The 17,896-nt window shown below is 72.5% G+C and carries 15 protein-coding genes and 2 pseudogenes; 12 read left to right on the top strand and 5 right to left on the bottom strand.

Going from position 1 to position 17,896, the window contains the following annotated elements:
• Nucleotides 1-18: 18 nt before the first annotated feature.
• The 3 genes from ACZ8ZB_RS02805 to rhaI form a co-directional block, all read right to left on the bottom strand.
• On the bottom strand, nucleotides 19-1,464 hold the full coding sequence (locus ACZ8ZB_RS02805) for a rhamnulokinase (RefSeq protein WP_470736126.1): 1,446 nt from the start codon (nucleotides 1,462-1,464) through the stop codon (nucleotides 19-21).
• Nucleotides 1,461-3,500: a bifunctional aldolase/short-chain dehydrogenase gene (locus ACZ8ZB_RS02800; protein WP_470736125.1), complete on the bottom strand. Its 2,040-nt coding sequence runs from the start codon at nucleotides 3,498-3,500 to the stop codon at nucleotides 1,461-1,463. The genes ACZ8ZB_RS02805 and ACZ8ZB_RS02800 overlap by 4 nt, the downstream gene beginning before the upstream one ends.
• Before the next feature lie 141 nt (nucleotides 3,501-3,641).
• The gene (gene rhaI, locus ACZ8ZB_RS02795; protein ID WP_470736124.1) at nucleotides 3,642-4,802 is read right to left on the bottom strand and encodes an L-rhamnose isomerase; all 1,161 of its coding nucleotides are present in this window, start codon (nucleotides 4,800-4,802) and stop codon (nucleotides 3,642-3,644) included.
• 261 nt (nucleotides 4,803-5,063) lie between these two features.
• Between rhaI and ACZ8ZB_RS02790 the strand changes: the two genes are divergently transcribed.
• The 10 genes and pseudogenes from ACZ8ZB_RS02790 to sigJ all read left to right on the top strand — a co-directional run bounded on the left by ACZ8ZB_RS02790 (nucleotide 5,064) and on the right by sigJ (nucleotide 14,911).
• Entirely contained in the window at nucleotides 5,064-6,581 is a 1,518-nt protein-coding gene (locus ACZ8ZB_RS02790; RefSeq protein ID WP_470736123.1) for a sugar ABC transporter ATP-binding protein, read from the top strand.
• On the top strand, nucleotides 6,578-7,618 hold the full coding sequence (locus tag ACZ8ZB_RS02785; protein WP_470736122.1) for an ABC transporter permease: 1,041 nt from the start codon (nucleotides 6,578-6,580) through the stop codon (nucleotides 7,616-7,618). Before ACZ8ZB_RS02790 ends, ACZ8ZB_RS02785 begins: the two co-directional genes overlap by 4 nt.
• On the top strand, nucleotides 7,611-8,633 hold the full coding sequence (locus ACZ8ZB_RS02780) for an ABC transporter permease (protein WP_470736121.1): 1,023 nt from the start codon (nucleotides 7,611-7,613) through the stop codon (nucleotides 8,631-8,633). Before ACZ8ZB_RS02785 ends, ACZ8ZB_RS02780 begins: the two co-directional genes overlap by 8 nt.
• A gap of 28 nt (nucleotides 8,634-8,661) precedes the next feature.
• Nucleotides 8,662-9,744 carry a rhamnose ABC transporter substrate-binding protein gene (gene rhaS, locus ACZ8ZB_RS02775; RefSeq protein WP_470736120.1) on the top strand — a complete coding sequence of 361 codons (1,083 nt, stop codon included), beginning with the start codon at nucleotides 8,662-8,664 and terminating at the stop codon, nucleotides 9,742-9,744.
• A 41-nt stretch (nucleotides 9,745-9,785) separates the two neighbouring features.
• Nucleotides 9,786-10,106 carry an L-rhamnose mutarotase gene (locus tag ACZ8ZB_RS02770; protein WP_344557127.1) on the top strand — a complete coding sequence of 107 codons (321 nt, stop codon included), beginning with the start codon at nucleotides 9,786-9,788 and terminating at the stop codon, nucleotides 10,104-10,106.
• Between the two features lie 14 nt (nucleotides 10,107-10,120).
• A pseudogene (locus ACZ8ZB_RS02765) lies at nucleotides 10,121-10,429 on the top strand (Tat pathway signal sequence domain protein); the annotation flags it as partial.
• Between the two features lie 370 nt (nucleotides 10,430-10,799).
• Nucleotides 10,800-11,825, top strand: coding sequence for a LacI family DNA-binding transcriptional regulator (locus tag ACZ8ZB_RS02760; protein ID WP_470736119.1), 1,026 nt, complete (start codon nucleotides 10,800-10,802; stop codon nucleotides 11,823-11,825).
• Between the two features lie 101 nt (nucleotides 11,826-11,926).
• Nucleotides 11,927-13,228: an alpha/beta fold hydrolase gene (locus ACZ8ZB_RS02755; protein WP_470736118.1), complete on the top strand. Its 1,302-nt coding sequence runs from the start codon at nucleotides 11,927-11,929 to the stop codon at nucleotides 13,226-13,228.
• Between the two features lie 46 nt (nucleotides 13,229-13,274).
• Nucleotides 13,275-14,018: a PIG-L deacetylase family protein gene (locus ACZ8ZB_RS02750; RefSeq protein WP_470736117.1), complete on the top strand. Its 744-nt coding sequence runs from the start codon at nucleotides 13,275-13,277 to the stop codon at nucleotides 14,016-14,018.
• Nucleotides 14,015-14,911: an RNA polymerase sigma factor SigJ gene (gene sigJ, locus ACZ8ZB_RS02745; protein WP_470736116.1), complete on the top strand. Its 897-nt coding sequence runs from the start codon at nucleotides 14,015-14,017 to the stop codon at nucleotides 14,909-14,911. The genes ACZ8ZB_RS02750 and sigJ overlap by 4 nt, the downstream gene beginning before the upstream one ends.
• Before the next feature lie 89 nt (nucleotides 14,912-15,000).
• On the opposite strand, the pseudogene ACZ8ZB_RS02740 reads toward sigJ, so the two are convergent.
• Nucleotides 15,001-15,266, bottom strand: a pseudogene (locus ACZ8ZB_RS02740) (cytochrome P450); the annotation flags it as partial.
• Between ACZ8ZB_RS02740 and ACZ8ZB_RS02735 the strand changes: the two are divergent.
• The gene (locus tag ACZ8ZB_RS02735; RefSeq protein WP_470736115.1) at nucleotides 15,228-15,782 is read left to right on the top strand and encodes a TetR/AcrR family transcriptional regulator; all 555 of its coding nucleotides are present in this window, start codon (nucleotides 15,228-15,230) and stop codon (nucleotides 15,780-15,782) included. The pseudogene ACZ8ZB_RS02740 and the gene ACZ8ZB_RS02735 sit on opposite strands and share 39 nt — an antisense overlap.
• A gap of 88 nt (nucleotides 15,783-15,870) precedes the next feature.
• Entirely contained in the window at nucleotides 15,871-16,599 is a 729-nt protein-coding gene (locus tag ACZ8ZB_RS02730; protein ID WP_470736114.1) for a DUF2470 domain-containing protein, read from the top strand.
• Between the two features lie 34 nt (nucleotides 16,600-16,633).
• Here ACZ8ZB_RS02730 and ACZ8ZB_RS02725 read toward each other — a convergent pair whose 3' ends face one another.
• Nucleotides 16,634-17,869 (bottom strand): FUSC family protein, encoded by a 1,236-nt coding sequence (locus ACZ8ZB_RS02725; RefSeq protein WP_470736113.1) that lies wholly within the window; start codon nucleotides 17,867-17,869, stop codon nucleotides 16,634-16,636.
• Nucleotides 17,870-17,896 lie beyond the last annotated feature (27 nt).

Below are 17,896 nucleotides of genomic sequence, written 5' to 3'. Positions count from 1 at the left end.
GGCCCGGGGGAGACCGCGTCAGCCCCGGGCGAGCCGGGCCTGCGCCGCCTGCCACCGCTGCGTACCGCCGCGCGGTTCGTACCGCGTCAGCGGCTGGGTGCGGGTGAGCAGCCGCCGCATCCCGGCCAGGTCGCCGACCAGGCCGTGGGCACGGGCCTGCACCAGCACGTTGCCCAGTGCCGCCGCCTCCGTCGGCCCGGACACCACCGGCAGCCCGCAGGCGTCGGCGGTCAGCTGGCACAGCAGGGCGTTGCGGGTGCCGCCGCCCACGATGTGCACGACGTCGACCGGCTGCCCGGCGAGCCGCTGCGCGTCGGTGACGGCCCTGCGGTGGGCCAGGGCCAGCGAGTCGAGGATGCACCGGGTGATCTCGGCGGGCGTGGCCGGCACGGGCTGTCCCGAGGCCCGGCAGGCCTCGGCGATCCGCTCCGGCATCCGTCCGGGCGCGAGGAACGCCGCGTCCCCGGCGTCCACCACCGACCGCAGCGCCGGCACCTTGCCCGCGTCGAGGAGCAGCGCGCCCAGGTCCGGCTGCCCCCAGGCCCGCAGGCACTCCTGGAGCAGCCACAGGCCCATGATGTTGCGCAGGTAGCGGACCGTGCCGTCCAGCCCCAGCTCGTTGGTGAAGTTGGCGGCCCGGCTCTCCTCGGTGAGCACCGGCGCGTCCAGCTCCAGGCCGGCCAGCGACCAGGTGCCGGTGCAGATGTACGCGAACCGCTCGCCGCCCGCCGGTACGGCGGCCACCGCGGACGCGGTGTCGTGCGAACCGACCGCCGTCACCGGGACCGGCCCGGCCAGCCCGGTCTCCTCCAGCACCTCGGGCCGCAGCACCCCGGCCGCGTCCCCCGGCCGGCGCAGCGGCGCGAACAGCGAGAGGTCGATGCCCAGGCGCTCCGCGAGGCCGTGCGCCCAGTCGCGGGTGCGCGGGTCGATCAGCTGGGTGGTCGAGGCGTTGGTCAGCTCCGTGCCCTGCTCACCGGTCAGCCAGTACGTCAGCAGATCCGGGATGAGCAACAGCCGCCGGGCATGAGCCAGTTGGGCCGAACCGCGGGCTGCCGTCAGCTGGTACAGCGTGTTGAACGGCGCGTACTGCAGACCGGTCGTCGCGTACAGCTCCTCGGCGGGCACGGTCGCCCACACCTTCTCCGCGATCCCGTCGGTACGGCTGTCGCGGTAGTGCACCGGGTTGCCGAGCAGCGCCCCGTCCGCGTCCAGCAGCCCGTAGTCCACGGCCCAGCTGTCGATGCCGACGGAGTCCACCGCGCCGGCCGCCTTCAGCCCGTCCAGCACACCGGCGTACAGCCCCAGGACGTCCCAGCGCAGTCCCTCGGGCACGCGCACCGGCCGGTTGGGGAAGCGGTGGACCTCGGTCAGCTCCAGGCTGTCGGGGCCGACGCGGCCGACCATGACGCGCCCGCTGGACGCGCCGAGGTCGACCGCGGCGTAGGACTTCACGGCGCTCATCGCAGGAACGCGGCGGCGACGCCGGCGTCGACCGGGACGTGCAGTCCGGTGGTGTGGGTGAGGTCGCCGCCGGTCAGCGCGAACACGGCGTTCGCCACGTGCTCGGGCAGCACCTCGCGCTTGAGGATGGTCCGCTGGGCGTAGAACTCGCCGAGCTTCTCCTCCTCGATGCCGTAGGTCGCCGCGCGCTGGGCGCCCCAGCCGCCCGCGAAGATCCCGGAACCGCGCACCACACCGTCCGGGTTGACGCCGTTGACCCGGATGCCGTGCTCACCCAGCTCGGCGGCGAGCAGGCGCACCTGGTGGGCCTGGTCGGCCTTGGTGGCGGAGTAGGCGATGTTGTTGGGGCCGGCGAACACGGCGTTCTTCGACGCGATGTAGACGATGTCCCCGCCCAGCTCCTGCGCGGTCATCACCCGGGCCGCCTCGCGCGAGACGAGGAAGGAACCGCGGGCCATGATGTCGTGCTGGAGGTCCCAGTCCTTCGCGGACGTCTCGAGGAGCGGCTTGGAGATCGAGATGCCGGCGTTGTTCACCACCAGGTCGACCCCGCCGAAGGCGAGCACGGCGGCCTTGAAGGCGTCCGCGATCTGTTCCTCGGACGTCACGTCGACGGTCACGGCGACGGCCTTGTCGGACCCGCCGAGCTCCTCGGCGACCCGCTCGGCGTTCTCCCCGTTGAGGTCGGCCACGACGACACACGCGCCCTCGGCCACCAGCCGCCGGGCGATCGCCCTGCCGATCCCGCTGCCGGCACCGGTGACGAGCGCGACCCGTGTCGCGAGCGGCTTGGGCTTCGGCATCCGCTGGAGCTTGGCCTCCTCCAGCGCCCAGTACTCGATGCGGAACTTCTCCGACTCCTCGATCGGTGCGTACGTGGACACCGCCTCGGCCCCGCGCATCACGTTGATCGCGTTGATGTAGAACTCGCCGGCCACGCGCGCGGTCTGCTTGTCCTTGCCGAAGCTGAACATGCCCACGCCCGGCACCAGCACGATCGCCGGGTCGGCGCCGCGCATCGCGGGGGAGTCGGCCTCCGCGTGCCGCGCGTAGTAGGCGGCGTACTCCTCGCGGTAGGCGGCGTGCAGCTCCTTCAGCCGGGCGACCGCCTCGTCGAGCGGGGCGGACGGCGGCAGGTCGAGGACGAGCGGCCGGACCTTGGTGCGCAGGAAGTGGTCGGGGCAGGAGGTGCCCAGCGCGGCCAGTCGCGGGTGCTCGGCGCGGGCCAGGAAGTCCAGTACGGCGTCGGAGTCGTCGAAGTGCCCGACCTGCGGCCGGTCCTGCGAGGCGACGGCACGGACGTACGGCGCGAGGGCGGCGGCCCGCTCCCGCCGCTCCTCCTCGGACAGCGCCTCGTACCCCTCGATCACCGGGCCGAACGGCTCCGGCCGGCCGCGCTCGGCGAGGAACTCCTCGGCGGTGCGGATGATGTGCAGCGAGTTGCGCTCGCACTCCTCGGAGGTGTCGCCCCACGCGGTGATGCCGTGCCCGCCGAGCACACACCCGATGGCCTGCGGGTTGGCCTCCTTCACGGCGGCGATGTCCAGCCCGAGCTGGAAACCGGGCCGCCGCCAGGGCACCCACACCACGGTGTCGCCGAAGCACTCCGCGGTCAGCTTCTCCCCGTCGGCCGCGCAGGCGAGCGCGATCCCGGAGTCGGGGTGGAGGTGGTCCACGTGCGCGGCGTCGACGAGCCCGTGCATCGCGGTGTCGATCGACGGGGCGGCGCCGCCCTTGCCGTGCAGGCAGTAGTCGAACGCGGCGACCATCTCGTCCTCGCGTTCGACGCCCGGGTAGACGCCCTTCAGCGCCCGCAGCCGGTCCAGCCGCAGCGCGGCCAGCCCCGCCTCGGTCAGCGTCCCGAGGTCGCCCCCGGACCCCTTGACCCACATCAGTTCCACGTCACCCCCGGTGACGGGGTCGGTGTCGGTGCCCTTGGCGGAGGTGTTGCCGCCGGCGTAGTTGGTGTTGCGGGGATCGGCGCCGAGCCGGTGCGAGCGGGCGAGCAGGGCGGCGGCTTCGGGATGGGTTGCCATGAACGTCCAGTCCTTACGTGAGAGAGGGTGAGTGCACGTCCCCGGGGACGCGGGGCCGTGTCGAATCTGCGGCTGTCGCCGCGCGGGCGCGACCGCCCACGAACGGCCGGCGGCCCGCGACGAACAGGACCCGGCGGACGCTCACGCGCCCCAGCCGGCCTGCTCCCCGCCGACCCGCTCGGCGACGATCCGCTCGGCCCACCCGGACCGCCGGTAGGCGGCGACGGGCTCGGGGTCCAGCCCCATCTCCTCCCGCACCTCGCGCAGCAGCCCGCGCACGTCCGTGTTGTACGCGTCCATCAGCACGGCGTTGGCCTCGAGCACGTCCCCCGAGCGCTGGGCGGCGGAGAGCGCGTCCCGGTCGACCAGCAGCGCCTTGGCCGTGGCCTCCTGGACGTTCATGACGGAACGGATGATCGCCGGGATCTTCGCCTCGACGTTGTGGCACTGGTCGAGCATGAACGCCACGTCGGGAGTGAACCCGCCCCCGCGGATCACCTCGTACATGATCCGGAACAGCTGGAACGGGTCGGCGGCGCCGACCATCAGGTCGTCGTCGGCGTAGAACCGCGAGTTGAAGTCGAACCCGCCGAGCTTGTCCTCCCGCAGCAGCGTCGCCACGATGAACTCGATGTTGGTCCCCGGGGCGTGGTGACCGGTGTCGACGACCACCTGCGCCTTCCCGCCCAGCTTCAGGCAGTGCGCGTAGGCGGTGCCCCAGTCCGGCACGTCCGTCGTGTAGAACGCCGGCTCGAAGAACTTGTACTCCAGCAGCATCCGCTGGTCGTCCCCGAGCCGCTCGTACACCTCGGCGAGCCCTTCGGCCAGCCGGTCCTGCCGTGCCCGGATGTCGTCCTGGCCGGGGTAGTTCGTCCCGTCGGCGAACCACAGCTTCAGGTCCTTGGAGCCGGTCGCGTCCATGATGTCGACGCACTCCAGCAGGTGGTCGACGGCCTTCCTGCGCACCGCCGGGTCCGGGGCGCAGATGCTGCCGAGCCGGTAGTCGTCGTCCTGGAAGGTGTTGGAGTTGATCGCCCCGAGCCTCACCCCGCGGTCCTCGGCGTGCTTGGCCAGCGCCGCGTAGTCCTCGACCCTGTCCCACGGGATGTGCAGCGCCACGGTCGGCGCGACGCCCGTGAACGCGTGCACTTGGGCGGCGTCGTCCAGTTTCTCCTGCGGGGTGCGGGGGACGCCCTGTTGCGCGAACACCTTGAACCGGGTCCCCGAGTTCCCGTACGCCCAGGACGGCGTCTCCACGGCCTGTGTCTTGAGAGCGGCTTTCACCGCGGCGAGCTCGGTCACGTCAGGGCTCCTGTGACATCGGGTCGTGACGACCACTGAATGAAACGATTCAGAACGGGAAGCTATGGGGCTCCCGCAGGGGTGTCAACCCCTGCGGCGAAGACCGTCCTCCGTGACCAGGCCGAGACCTGAAGGTGTCGAAAGTTTTTCGACCGGGACCCATTGACGTGACATGCGTCGCGCGCCTAACGTCCCGGCAACCCAGTTGAAACCTTTCACGACGTCGCGAGGGCCTCCCGCCGGCGTCGTCGAGGAGCCCTCATGACCCACCCGTCCGACACGGGTCCGGCCCCGGTTCTCGCGCTGAAGGACATCTCCAAGTCCTTCGGTGCGGTCCGCGCACTGCGGGGCGTCTCCCTGGAGCTGTTCCCCGGGGAGGTGCACGCCCTCGCCGGCGAGAACGGAGCCGGCAAGTCGACCCTCATCAAGACGCTCGCCGGGGTGCACCGCCCGGACACCGGCCAGGTGCTGCTCGACGGCGCCCCCGTCGTCTTCCACGGCCCCGGTGACGCCCGCGACGCCGGCATCGCCGTGATCTACCAGGAGCCCACGCTCTTCCCCGACCTGTCGATCGCCGAGAACATCTTCATGGGCCGGCAGCCCCGGCGGGCGCTCGGCCGGATCGACCACCGGGCCACCCACGGCGCGACCGCCGCCCTGATGAAGCGGCTCGGCGTCGAGCTCGACCCCGACCGCCCGGCCCGCGGCCTGTCCATCGCCGACCAGCAGATCGTCGAGATCGCCAAGGCGCTCTCCTTCGACGCCCGCGTCCTGATCATGGACGAGCCCACCGCCGCCCTCACCGGCAGCGAGGTCGCCCGCCTCTTCGGCGTCGTGCGCACCCTGCGCGACCAGGGCGCCGCGGTGCTGTTCATCTCCCACCGCCTGGAGGAGATCTTCGAGATCTGCCAGAAGGTCACCACGCTGCGCGACGGCGCCTGGGTCGCCGGCGAGCCGCTGGCCGGCATGACCGAGGACGACCTGGTCCGCCGCATGGTCGGCCGCGACCTCGAGGAGCTCTACCCCAAGCAGGACGTGACACCGGGCGAGACCGTCCTGAGCGTGCGCCGGCTGACCCGCGAGGGCGTCTTCACCGACGTCTCCTTCGACGTGCGGCGCGGCGAGATCGTCGGCCTGGCCGGACTCGTCGGCGCCGGACGCACCGAGGTCGCCCGCGCCGTGTTCGGCATCGACCGCTGGGACGCCGGCGAGGTGGAGGTCGACGGGCGCAGGCTCACCAACGGCGCCCCGTCCACCGCCATGGCCGCGGGCCTCGCCCTGGTCCCCGAGGACCGGCGCGCCCAGGGCCTGGTGATGGACATGTCCATCGAGCGCAACATCGGCCTCACCGGGCTCCGTACCACCGTGCGGGCCGGCCTGATGGACCGCGGCGCCGAACGCAGCCGCTCCCTCGACTGGGCCGTCAGGCTCCAGGTCAAGTACGCCCGGATCGCCGACACGGTGAACACCCTGTCCGGCGGCAACCAGCAGAAGGTCGTCCTCGCCAAGTGGCTCGCCACCGGGCCGAAGGTGCTGATCGTCGACGAGCCCACCCGCGGCATCGACGTCGGCACCAAGGCCGAGGTGCACCGGCTGCTGTCCCAGCTCGCCGCCGACGGCGTCGCCGTCCTGATGATCTCCTCCGACCTGCCCGAGATCCTCGGCATGGCCGACCGCGTGCTGGTGATGCACGAGGGCCGGCTCACCGCCGAGATCCCCCGCACCGACGCCACCGAGGAAACCGTGATGGCCGCAGCCACGGGGAGGGCCGCCGCATGACGGTCGCCGCTCCCGGAGAAGCCCCCGTCGCCGAGGCGCCGAAGGCCGGCGCCACCCGGCTGGTGGACCGCGTCTTCAAGATGCGCGAACTCGCCATCCTCGTCGTCTTCCTGGTGATGATCGCCGTCACCCAGGCCGGCAACAGCGAGTTCCTGTCCGAACAGGGCGTCAAGGACCTGCTGCTGAACGCGACCATCCTGGTCCTGGTCGCCACCGGCCAGTCCCTGGTCGTCATCACCCGCAACGTCGACCTGTCCGTCGGCTCCACCCTCGGCATCAGCGCCTTCGCCGCCGGTGTCCACCTCCAGGACGGCGGGAACCCGGTCGTCGCCGTCGCCCTCGCCGTCCTGCTCGGCATCGGCTTCGGACTGCTCAACGGCCTGCTCGTCAGCCTCGGCCAGGTGCCCGCCCTCGTGGTCACCCTCGGCACGCTCTACATCATCCGCGGCATCGACTCCGTCTGGGTCGGCTCCCGCCAGATCACCGCCGCCGATCTCCCCGGCGGATTCGTCGACTTCGGTTCGGGCGGCATCTCGGCCGTGCCGTATCTGGCGCTGATCGCGCTCGCGGTGCTCGTGGCGACGGCGTACTACCTCAAGCACTTCGGCGGCGGACGCGAGCTGTACGCGCTCGGCTCCAACCCGGAGGCCGCCCGGCTCGCCGGCATCCCCGTCCGCAAGCGGATCCTCGCCGCGTACACCTTCTGCGGCGCCCTCGCCGGCCTCGCCGGCGCCCTGTACCTGGCCCGGTTCGGCAACGTCGACTCCGGCACCGGCAACGGCTACGAACTCACCGTCGTCAGCGCGGTCGTGGTCGGCGGCGTGATCTTCACCGGCGGCTCCGGCAGCGTCTACGGCGCCGCGCTCGGCGCGCTGCTGCTCACCTCCGTCAACAGTGTGCTGCCCGCCCTCGGCGTCAGCTCCGTGTGGGTGCTCGCCATCAACGGCCTCCTGCTCATCCTCGCCATCGCGGTCGACCGGGTCGTCGCGCTGCGCGTGGCCTCGGCCCTGAAGAAGAGGAACGCCCGCCATGCCTGAGTCCGCATTCCTGGCGAACCGCGCCGTCCGCTGGGACACGGTCGTCGGCGCCCTGCTCGTCGTGGTCCTGCTGCTGTCCTTCACCACCGTCGACGGCTTCGGCAACGCGCTCAACCTGTCGTTCCTCATCGGCAACACCCTGCCGATCGCGCTGATCGCCCTGCCCATGACCCTGCTCGTGGTCTCCGGCGAGATCGACCTGTCCGTGGCCTCCACGGCCGGCCTGTCCGGCGCGGTGATGGGCGCCCTGTGGAACCAGGGCATGGCCATCGAGACGATCATCCCGATCTGCCTGGTGATCGGCGTCGTCTGCGGCCTGGTCAACGGCCTGCTGGTGACCCGCCTCGGGCTGCCGTCCCTCGCCGTCACCATCGGTACGCTGGCCGCCTACCGGGGCGTCGCCCAGATCGTGCTCGGCTCCGACGCGGTGACCGACTTCCCCGCCCAGTACCTGGACTTCGCCTCCGGACGCATCGGCGACACGTTCGTCCCGTACGCCCTCCCGCCCTTCCTGGCGCTGCTCGCCATCGCCGTCGTCGCCCTGCACGCCACCCCGTTCGGCCGGTCGCTGTTCGCGATCGGCGCGAGCGAGGAGGCGGCCCGGTTCGCCGGCATCCGCGTCAGGCGGCAGAAGCTGGTCCTGTTCACCCTGACCGGTCTGATGGCCTCCCTCACCGGCGTCTTCTGGGCGCTGCACTACGCCAGCGCCCGCTACGACAACGCCACCGGTCTCGAACTCTCCGTCGTGGCGGCCGTACTGCTCGGCGGCATCGACTTCGACGGCGGCAAGGGCACCCTGGGCGGCGCGATCGCCGGTGTGTTCCTGCTCGGCGCGCTGCAGAACGTGATGAGCCTCCAGGACGTCTCCGCGCAGTCGCAGATCGTCGTCACGGGCGTGCTGCTGGTGCTGTCCGTGCTCGGACCGCGTGTCGCCCGGCAGATCGCCGTCGCGAGGGCCGCACGCCGGGCAGCCGCGTCACCACCGGTCCCCGAAACCCCCGCTCCCACGCCCTGAACCCTCCTCGCCCGCTAAGGAACCCACCATGCGCAAGGCATCCGTCCGCCGCACCTGCGCGGCCCTCGCCGCCGTCACCTCCCTCGCCCTGGCCGCCACCGCCTGCGGCGGCACCACCAAGGAGGACGTCAAGAAGGAGGGCGGCGCGGCCGCCTCGGCCGGCAAGGCCGACCCGAACGCGCCCACCAAGAAGGGCCTGACCGTCGGCTTCCTGCCCAAGCAGGTCAACAACCCCTACTTCACCACCGCCGACAAGGGCGGCGAGAAGGCCGTCGAGGAACTGGGCTCCACCTACAAGGAGGTCGGCCCCTCCAGCGCCACCGACACCGCCGGCCAGGTCTCCTACGTCAACACCCTGACCCAGCAGCAGGTCGACGCCATGGCCGTCTCCGCGCAGGACCCCGGCGCCCTGTGCACCGCGCTCAAGCAGGCCATGAAGAACGGCATCAAGGTCGTCACCTACGACTCGGACACCACCGCCGACTGCCGCAACGCCTTCATCTCGCAGGCCAGCGGCGAGGACCTGGGCCGCACGGAGGTGCAGCTGCTCGCCGAGCAGATCGACTACCAGGGCGAGATCGCGATCCTGTCCGCCGCGCAGACCGCGACGAACCAGAACGCCTGGATCGAGTTCATGAAGGACGAGCTCGAGGACCCCAAGTACAAGGACATCAAGCTGGTCGAGGTCGCCTACGGCAACGACGACGCCCAGCAGTCCTTCCAGCAGACCCAGGGTCTGCTCCAGGAGTACCCGAACCTGAAGGGGATCATCTCCCCGACCACCGTCGGCATCAAGGCCGCCGCCCAGTACCTGTCCGGCTCCAAGTACAAGGGCAAGGTCAAGCTGACCGGCCTCGGCACCCCCAACGACATGCGCAAGTACGTCAAGAACGGCACCGTCGAGGCGTTCGAGCTCTGGGACCCGGCCAAGCTCGGCGAGCTGGCCGCCCGCACCGCCATCGCCCTGTCCTCCGGCCAGATCACAGGCAAGGAGGGCGAGACCTTCACGGCCGGCGCGCTGGGCGAGTACACCATCGGCAAGGACGGCGTGATCAACCTCGGCAAGCCCACCGTCTTCAACGCCGAGAACATCGACCAGTTCGACTTCTGATCCCGTTCTGGTCCCGACCACCCCTGGAGGAGCGGTACTTCATGCAACGCGTCTGTTTCCTGCTCAAGGTCCGACAGGACCGGATCGCCGAGTACCGCGAACGCCACGCCGCCGTGTGGCCCGAGATGCGCGAGGCGCTCTCGGCCACCGGCTGGCACAACTACTCCCTCTTCCTGCGCGACGACGGCCTCCTCGTCGGCTACCTGGAGACCGAGGACTTCGAGGCGGCCAAGGCCGGCATGGAGGCCACCGAGGTCAACGCCCGCTGGCAGGCCGAGATGTCCCCCTTCTTCGAGTCCCTCGACGGCTCCCGGCCCGACGAGGCGATGAAACCGCTGACCGAGGTCTTCCACCTCGCCTGACGACGGAGCCCGCGATGAGACGACGCACTCTTCCGGCCGGCGCACTCCTCGGCACCGCGGCGGCCCCCGCCCTGGCCTCCGGCACCGCCCGGGCCGCCGCGCCCGGGCCGTCGGTCACCCGCACCGGCAGCGCCACGCTCGACAGCCGGGCCGTCTTCTTCGTGTCCTACGACGGCCTGGTCGACAACAACGTGTTCCAGAAGAACGGCCTGCTCACCCACAAGAGCCACCAGTACGCGGCCTGGTACACCGCCGACCGGAGCGCGGTCGTCGGCCGCCGCGCCCTCGGCGCGAGCACCTGGCGGACCGTGCAGACCTTCCACGTCCGCCGCACCGCCGCCGGCACCCGGCGGAAGACCGGGATCCCCGTCCCGCTCGGCTCCAGCCAGCGCACCAAGCTGGTCCTGGACCGGTACGACAACGCCTCCGCGGCCTTTGGGCACACCGACTGGAAGCCGCTGCGCGACGGCTCCGGCCTGAACGCCTTCGGCGAGGTGGTGACCGACGAGACCCGCGTCGCCCAGGACGGGGTGCTGTCGGTCATGCACCAGGAGAAGTCCACCGGTACGACACCTTCGCCCCTGCACGTGGTCGACTTCCGCCTGCCCGCCTGACCGTGACCGCTCAGGGGCGGCGCTGCCGGTAGTGTGATGGCCCGCCGCGCCCCCCCTTCTCCCCGGAGGTCCCTGCCCGATGGCCCAGTCGGTGGGTATCAAGGACGTCGCCCGCGTCGCCGGAGTGTCCGTCGGCACGGTCTCCAACGTCATCAACCGCCCGGACACGGTCGCCGCCGAGACCCGGGCGCGGGTGTTGTCCGCCATAGACCGGCTCGGCTACGTCCGCAGCGAGTCCGCCCGTCAGCTGCGGGCCGGCCGCAGCCGCATCATGGGCCTGCTCGTCCTCGACATGGGCAACCCCTTCTTCGTCGACGTCGCACGCGGCGCCGAACGCGCCGCGCGCGAGGCCGGGCTCGGCGTGATGGTCTGCAACAGCGCCCAGAACCCGGCCGAGGAGGCCGAGTACCTCTCCCTCTTCGCCGAGCAGCGGGTACGGGGCGTGCTGCTCACCCCGGCGGACGCCACCGGCCGCAACATCGAGGCGTTCCGCCGGCACGGCATCCCCTTCGTGCTGGTCGACCGGGTCGCCGAGGGCACCACCGAGTGCTCGGTCTCCGTGGACGACGTGGCGGGCGGCGCGCTGGCCGTGCGGCACCTCGTCGACGCCGGACACCGTTCCATCGCGTACGTCTGCGGCCCGCCCGGACTGAACCAGGTCCGGGACCGCCGCACCGGCGCCCTGAACGCCCTTGCCGAGGCCGGACTGGGCCCCGACCGCCTGCGCGAACTGCCCACCGAGCGGCTCGACGTCGCCGCCGGACGCGACGCGGGCGCCCGCCTCCTCGGACTCGCCGACCGGCCCACCGCCGTCTTCTGCGCCAACGACCTGCTCGCCCTCGGCGTGCTCCAGGCGATGTACGCGGCCGGCGTCGGCGTCCCCGACGACCTCGCGATCGTCGGCTACGACGACATCGAGTTCGCCGCCGCGGCGGCCGTGCCGCTCACCTCGGTGCGGCAGCCCGCGGTCACCATGGGCGCCCTGGCGGCCGAACTGCTGCTGGAGGAGACCGGGAGCGGGAACACCGCCGAGCCGCACGAGCACCGCCGGGTCGTCCTGCGCCCGGAACTGGTGGTCCGGCGCTCCAGCCTGGCGGCCCGCTGACGGGCGGTCGGCAAGAATTCCATGATCCCGGGATCGTTGGCCGGACGAGCATGTGCTGAACTGGGTCACGGTCCGACAATCCGTTCGTCCCTGGAGCCCCGTTGTCCGTCAGCTACCGCCAGCCCGGAGTGGTCCTCACCGACCGCCGGTTCACCGTGCCCCTCGATCACGACGACCCCTCGGGGGAGACGATCGAGCTGTACGCGCGTGAGGTCGTCGCCGGGGACAAGGCCGGCCGGGACCTGCCCTGGCTGCTCTACCTCCAGGGCGGCCCCGGGTTCGGGGCGAACCGTTTCGTCGGGAAGCCCGCCTGGCTCGGCCGCGCCCTCGAGGAGTACCGCGTCCTCCTCCTCGACCAGCGCGGCACCGGCCACTCCACCCCCGCCAACCGGCAGACGCTCCCGCTGCGCGGCGGCCCCGCCGCGCAGGCCGACTACCTCACCCGCTTCCGCGCCGACTCGATCGTGCGGGACTGCGAGGCCATCCGCCCCGAGGTGACCGGCGGCGCCCCCTGGACCGTGCTCGGCCAGAGCTTCGGCGGCTTCTGCGCCGTCGCCTACCTGTCCATGGCGCCCGAGGGCCTCGACACCGCGCTGATCACCGGCGGACTGCCCTCCCTCGACGCCCACGCCGACGACGTCTACCGGGCGGCCTACCCGCGCGTCGAACGCAAGGTCGCCGCGCACTACGCCCGCTACCCGCAGGACGTCGAACGCGCCCGCCGCATCGCCGACCACCTCCTGAGCCACGAGGTGGTCCTGCCGAACGGCTACCGGTTCACCGTCGAGGCGTTCCAGTCCCTGGGCCGCATGCTCGGCAGCGGCGACGGCAGCCACCTGCTGCACCACCTCCTGGAGGACGCCTTCGTCCGCACCCCGGACGGCCCCGCGCTCTCCGACGCCTTCCAGGAGCAGGCGCAGGCACTGCTGTCGTTCGCCGGCCACCCGCTGTACGCGCTGATCCACGAGGCGATCTACGGCCAGGACGCCCGGCCCACCGCCTGGTCCGCCGAACGCGTGCGGGCCGAGTTCCCGCGGTTCGACGCGGCCAAGACGCTCGCCGGCGACCAGCCGCTGCTGTTCACCGGGGAGACCATCCACCCCTGGATGTTCGACTGCGACCCGGCGCTGCGTCCCCTGCGCGAGACCGCCGGACTGCTCGCCGCGCGCACCGACTGGACGCCCCTGTACGACCCGGCGCGCCTCGCCGTCAACGAGGTCCCGGTCGCGGCGGCCGTCTACCACGACGACATGTACGTCGACACCGCCCATTCCCTGCGCACGGCCCGGGCGATCCGCGGCCTGCGCACCTGGGTCACCGACGAGTTCGAGCACGACGGCGTCCGGACCGGCGGCCCCCGCGTCCTGGACCGGCTGCTGGCCCTGGCGCGCGACGAGGTGTGAGCCGGGAGTCGGGCGGGACGCCGGTGCGGCGGGTTAGTCTGCGGTCATGACCGAGCCGACGATCAGTCAACTCCCGTCCCTGCCCGACGACTGGCAGCGCGCCCTGGCCGTGGTGGCCCACCCGGACGACCTCGAGTACGGCTGCGCGGCGGCGATCGCGTCCTGGACCGACGCCGGCCGTGAGGTCGCCTACGTCCTGGCGACCCGCGGCGAGGCGGGCATCGACACCCTGGAGCCGGCGGAGTGCGGCCCGCTCAGGGAGCGGGAGCAGCGGGCGAGCGCGGCCGTGGTCGGCGTGTCGGAGGTCCGCTTCCTCGACCACCCGGACGGGGTCGTCGAGTACGGCCCCGCGCTGCGCCGGGACATCGCCGCCGAGATCCGCCGGTACCGGCCCGAGCTGGTGATCACCCTGAACCACCGGGACACCTGGGGCGGCACCTACTGGAACACCCCGGACCACCTGGCCGTCGGGCGGGCCACGCTCGACGCGGCCGGGGACGCCGGCAACCGGTGGATCTTCCCGGAGCTGACCGAGCGGGGACTGGAGCCCTGGGACGGTGTCCGCTGGGTGGCGGTCGCCGGTTCCACCACCCCCACGCACGCCGTGGACGCGACGGCCGGGCTGGAGCGTGCGGTCGCCTCGCTGCTCGAACACCGGACCTACATCGAGGCGTTGACCGACGAGGATCCGGAGGCGTACGCGCGCGGGTTCCTGACGGGTAACGCCGAGGAGGCGGGCAAGCGGTTCGGCGGCCGGCCGGCGGTCTCCTTCGAGGTGTTCCCCCGGTGAGCCCCGTGGTCGACGACGGGGAACTGCTGGCGGAGCGCTTCGAGGAGCACCGCGGGCATCTCAAGGCGGTCGCCTACCGCATGCTCGGCTCGCTGACCGAGGCGGAGGACGCCGTCCAGGAGACCTGGCTGAGGCTGGGCCGCACCGGCACCGACGGCATCGACAACCTCGGCGGCTGGCTGACCACCGTGACCGGCCGGATCTGCCTGGACCTGCTGCGTTCGCGCGCCGCGCGCCGCGAGCAGCCGATGGACGAGACGTTCGTCCCGGACCCGGTGATCAGACCCCTCTCCCGGACGGACCCGGAACAGGAGGCGCTGCACACCGAATCGGTGGGCGTGGCGATGCTGGTGGTGCTGGAGACGCTGGAGCCCGACGAGCGGCTGGCGTTCGTCCTGCACGACATGTTCGCCGTGCCGTTCGACGACATCGCCCCGGTCGTGGAGCGCAGCTCGGCCGCGACCCGCCAGCTCGCCAGCCGGGCCCGGCGCCGGGTACGGGAGGCGACCCCCTCCTCCGAGCCCGACCCCGGCCGGCAGAAGCAGGTGCTCGAAGCGTTCATGGCCGCCGCGCGCGGCGGTGACTTCGAGGCGCTGGTCGCCGTCCTCCACCCGGACGTGGTGCTGCGGGCGGACGCGGGCGCGCTGGTCCGCGGCGTGGCCGGGTCGAGGGCCCTCCGCGGCGCGAGGGCGGTGGCCGAGTCGGCGCTCATGTTCGCGCGGTACACCGCGGTGGCCAGGACGGTCCTGGTCAACGACGCGCTGGGCCTGCTCAGTGTGGTGGACGGCCGCATCAACTCGGTCATGTCGGTCACCATCAGCGACGACCGGATCACCGGCATGTACATCCTGTCCGACCCCGACCGCCTCGAACACCTGGAAGCGTCGGCGTAGTCGCGGGCAGCCGTGCCGCAGGGCGACGGGGGAAGGCACCCCCCGAGCGCCGGGTCGCGCGACCCGGCGCTCGCCCTGCCCGACGTGCCTCAGGCGGACCCGGGCCCCGCCCGGACCCGCGCCGGGGCGCGGCGTTCCGGCCGCAGCCGCAACCCCTCCGGCATCAGCGTCAGCCGCTCGGTCGCCCGCAGGCAGTAGGCCGGGTCGGCGCGCAGCTCGTACCGGCGCAGCAGCAACCCCAGCACCAGCACCGCCTCGTGCAGCGCGAACCGCCGCCCGGTACAGGCCCGGGCCCCGTCCCGAAGGGCTTGAACACGTGTGGCGGACGAGCCCGCACCGCCCCCGCGTCGAATCGGAGAGCCCCTGTGACGACGTGTGGATCGAGCGGGTCGCCGAGATCGCCGGGGTCTCGCGAGGGCTGCTCCACCACTGCTTCCCGACCAAGCGGGACTTCTTCGCGGCGGTGGTGGAGCGCGAGAGCGAGCGGATGCTCCGCATGACGGCGGCGGTCCCCGGCCGCCCGGTGCGCGAACAGCTCACGGTGGGTCTCGACGCGTATCTGGAGTACGTCGAGACCCATACGCACGGTTACCGCGCCTTCCACCGCGCCGAAGCGGCGGGGGACCAGGCGGTGCGCCGGGTCTACCGGCGGGCGCCGGCCGCGCAGGAGCGGCAGATCCTGGCCGTGCTCGCGGAGGATCCCGAGTTCGGCCCCGTCCTCGAGGCGCGGCCGGCCGCCCGGCTCGCCGTGCGCGGCCGGCCGGCCTTCACCACGGCGGTCTGCCCGGAGTGGCTGCGCGGCTGGGAGCCGGCCCGCGAGCGGGTGCGCGATCCGTGCGTACGTGCCCTGCTGGGCGTCCTCGCGCCCTGAACGGTTTCGCAAGGATCACGCCACCCGGTTGGCGCGCACCCCGATCTTCGATAGGTTAGGCAAGGCTTACCTAAGAGGAGGTTCGGCGATGGCTGACGACACACACGGCTGGACGGCCGCGCCCGGAGCGGCGGAGCGGGCCCGTTCGGTGCTCGCCGCCGCATGGTCCTGCGCGGTGACCGCGGAGGGCACCCGGGAGGAGCTCGTCGGCGCGCACGAGGTGACCGACGACGGACGGGTGCTGCTGCACGTGCCCGAGGACAGCGCCCTGCTCGCCGCCGCGATCTGCGCGCCCCGCGGCGAGCCGTCCGCCGTGCTGGAATTCGCCGACGTGGCGCCCGTCCCCGTACGCAATCGCATCCGTGCCCGGCTGTGGCTGGCCGGCTGGTTCGCCGCGCAAGGCGGGCGCCTCGTCCTGCGGCCCACGCGCGTGGTGCTCCGGCAGCCGTCCGGCGCCCTGGTCGTCGACGTCGACGAGTTCGCCGCCGCCGCGCCCGACCCGCTCGCCGCCGCCGAGGCCCGGCTGCTCACCCACCTCGCCGACTGCCACGCCGACGCGGTCGAACGGCTGACCCGACTGGTCGACCACGGCAGCCTGCACGGGGCGGTCCGCGTCCAGCCGCTCGCCGTCGACCGGCACGGACTGACCCTGCGCGTCGAACGCCTCCGCACGAACGGTGACGTACGCCTGCCGTTCCACGCGCCCGCCGACGACGTCTCCCAGCTCACCGAGCGCATGCACGTGCTGCTCGCCCAGGCGAGCGCCGCCCCCTGCCCCCGTGCGCTGCAGCGGCAGCACACGGACGGCGAGGGCTGACGCGGGAGGACCCGGTCGCCTCCGGCCGAGCGCGTCACTGGGGGCGGGGGGAGGCGCCACGACGGTTCCGGCGCAGCCGCTCCTGCAACCGGGTGAGCCGCGGCAGTCGCTCGCGCTGCGCCTGCGAGTGCCGGTCCAGCTCCTCGAACAGCCGGCGTGTGCGGTGTTCGGTGTCCATCTCGTCGAGGATGCGGTTGACCTCGGTCAGCACGGCGCCCAGCAACTGCCACTGGCGCGCGTCGCGCCGGGCCTCCTCGAAGAGCAGCCGGGCCAGCTTGTCGCGGGTGGCGGCCGCCTGCCGCAACTGGGAGGCGAGCCGTTCCTCCGCGGACTCGGCGTTCGCGCTCACGCTCGTGGTCACCAGCACCGCGAAGCTGACCACGGCGTCCGCGATCTCGGACAGCAGCTCCTCGAAGACGGCGCCCGTCTCCGGCTCGAACAGCCGTTCCGGATCGCGCTCCTTGGCCAGGTCGGCCAGTGTGCGCGCCAGCACCCGCAGCACCACCGTGCAGATCTCCAGCGTGTCGAGGCCGGTGCGCAGCACCACCCGGTGCAGCAGGCCCTCGCGCACCCGCGGATTGAGCCGCAGGCTGTCCTCCGCCTGCCGGAGATCCGCGTCGACCTCGGTGATGTCGTGGTCCAGTCGGCGGGCCTCGTGCAGCCGGGCCTCCGCGTGGTGCGGGGGTGTGCGGTCCGCCGCCTCCTCGCCGATCCGCAGCATCAGCTGCCGCACCCGGCGCGCCAGCTCCTCGATCGACTTCCCGGCCTCCTCCACCCACACGGGCGGGGCGAGCAGGAGGTTGAACCCCATCCCGACGAACGCCCCGATCAGTGTCTCCACGATCCGGGCCCAGGCGGTGTCCCCGTGCGTGGTCACGCCGAGCACCAGCATCGCGCTGATCGCCACCTCGGGCACGAACTCGTCCACCCGCACCAGATGGCCGATGATCAGCGACGCCAGGATGAGCAGGCCCAGACTCCACCAGGTCAGGCCCACCAGGAGGCTGAAGAGGATCGCCACGACGACGCCGGTCACCACGGAGTTCACCCGGCGCATCCCGGTGGTGAGCGTGGAGTACAGGGTGACCTGGACGACGAGCAGCGCGGTGAGCGGCGCGGTGAGCGGCGCGGCCTCCGGACTCAGCCGCACCGCGATGACGTAGGCGACCGTCGCCGCGGCGGTCGACCTCACCATCTGCACGGTCACCGGGTCCCGGTGCCGCTTGACGAACTCGACGGCCGGTGCAGTCATCTCACGTACCACTTGCATCCTCGGACGGTTCCCCTTCCCCGGACG

This window comes from Streptomyces sp. 12E, from assembly GCF_055633275.1.
Note: the sequence above shows the minus strand (reverse complement) of the source record. Positions and strands in the feature narration are given on the sequence as shown.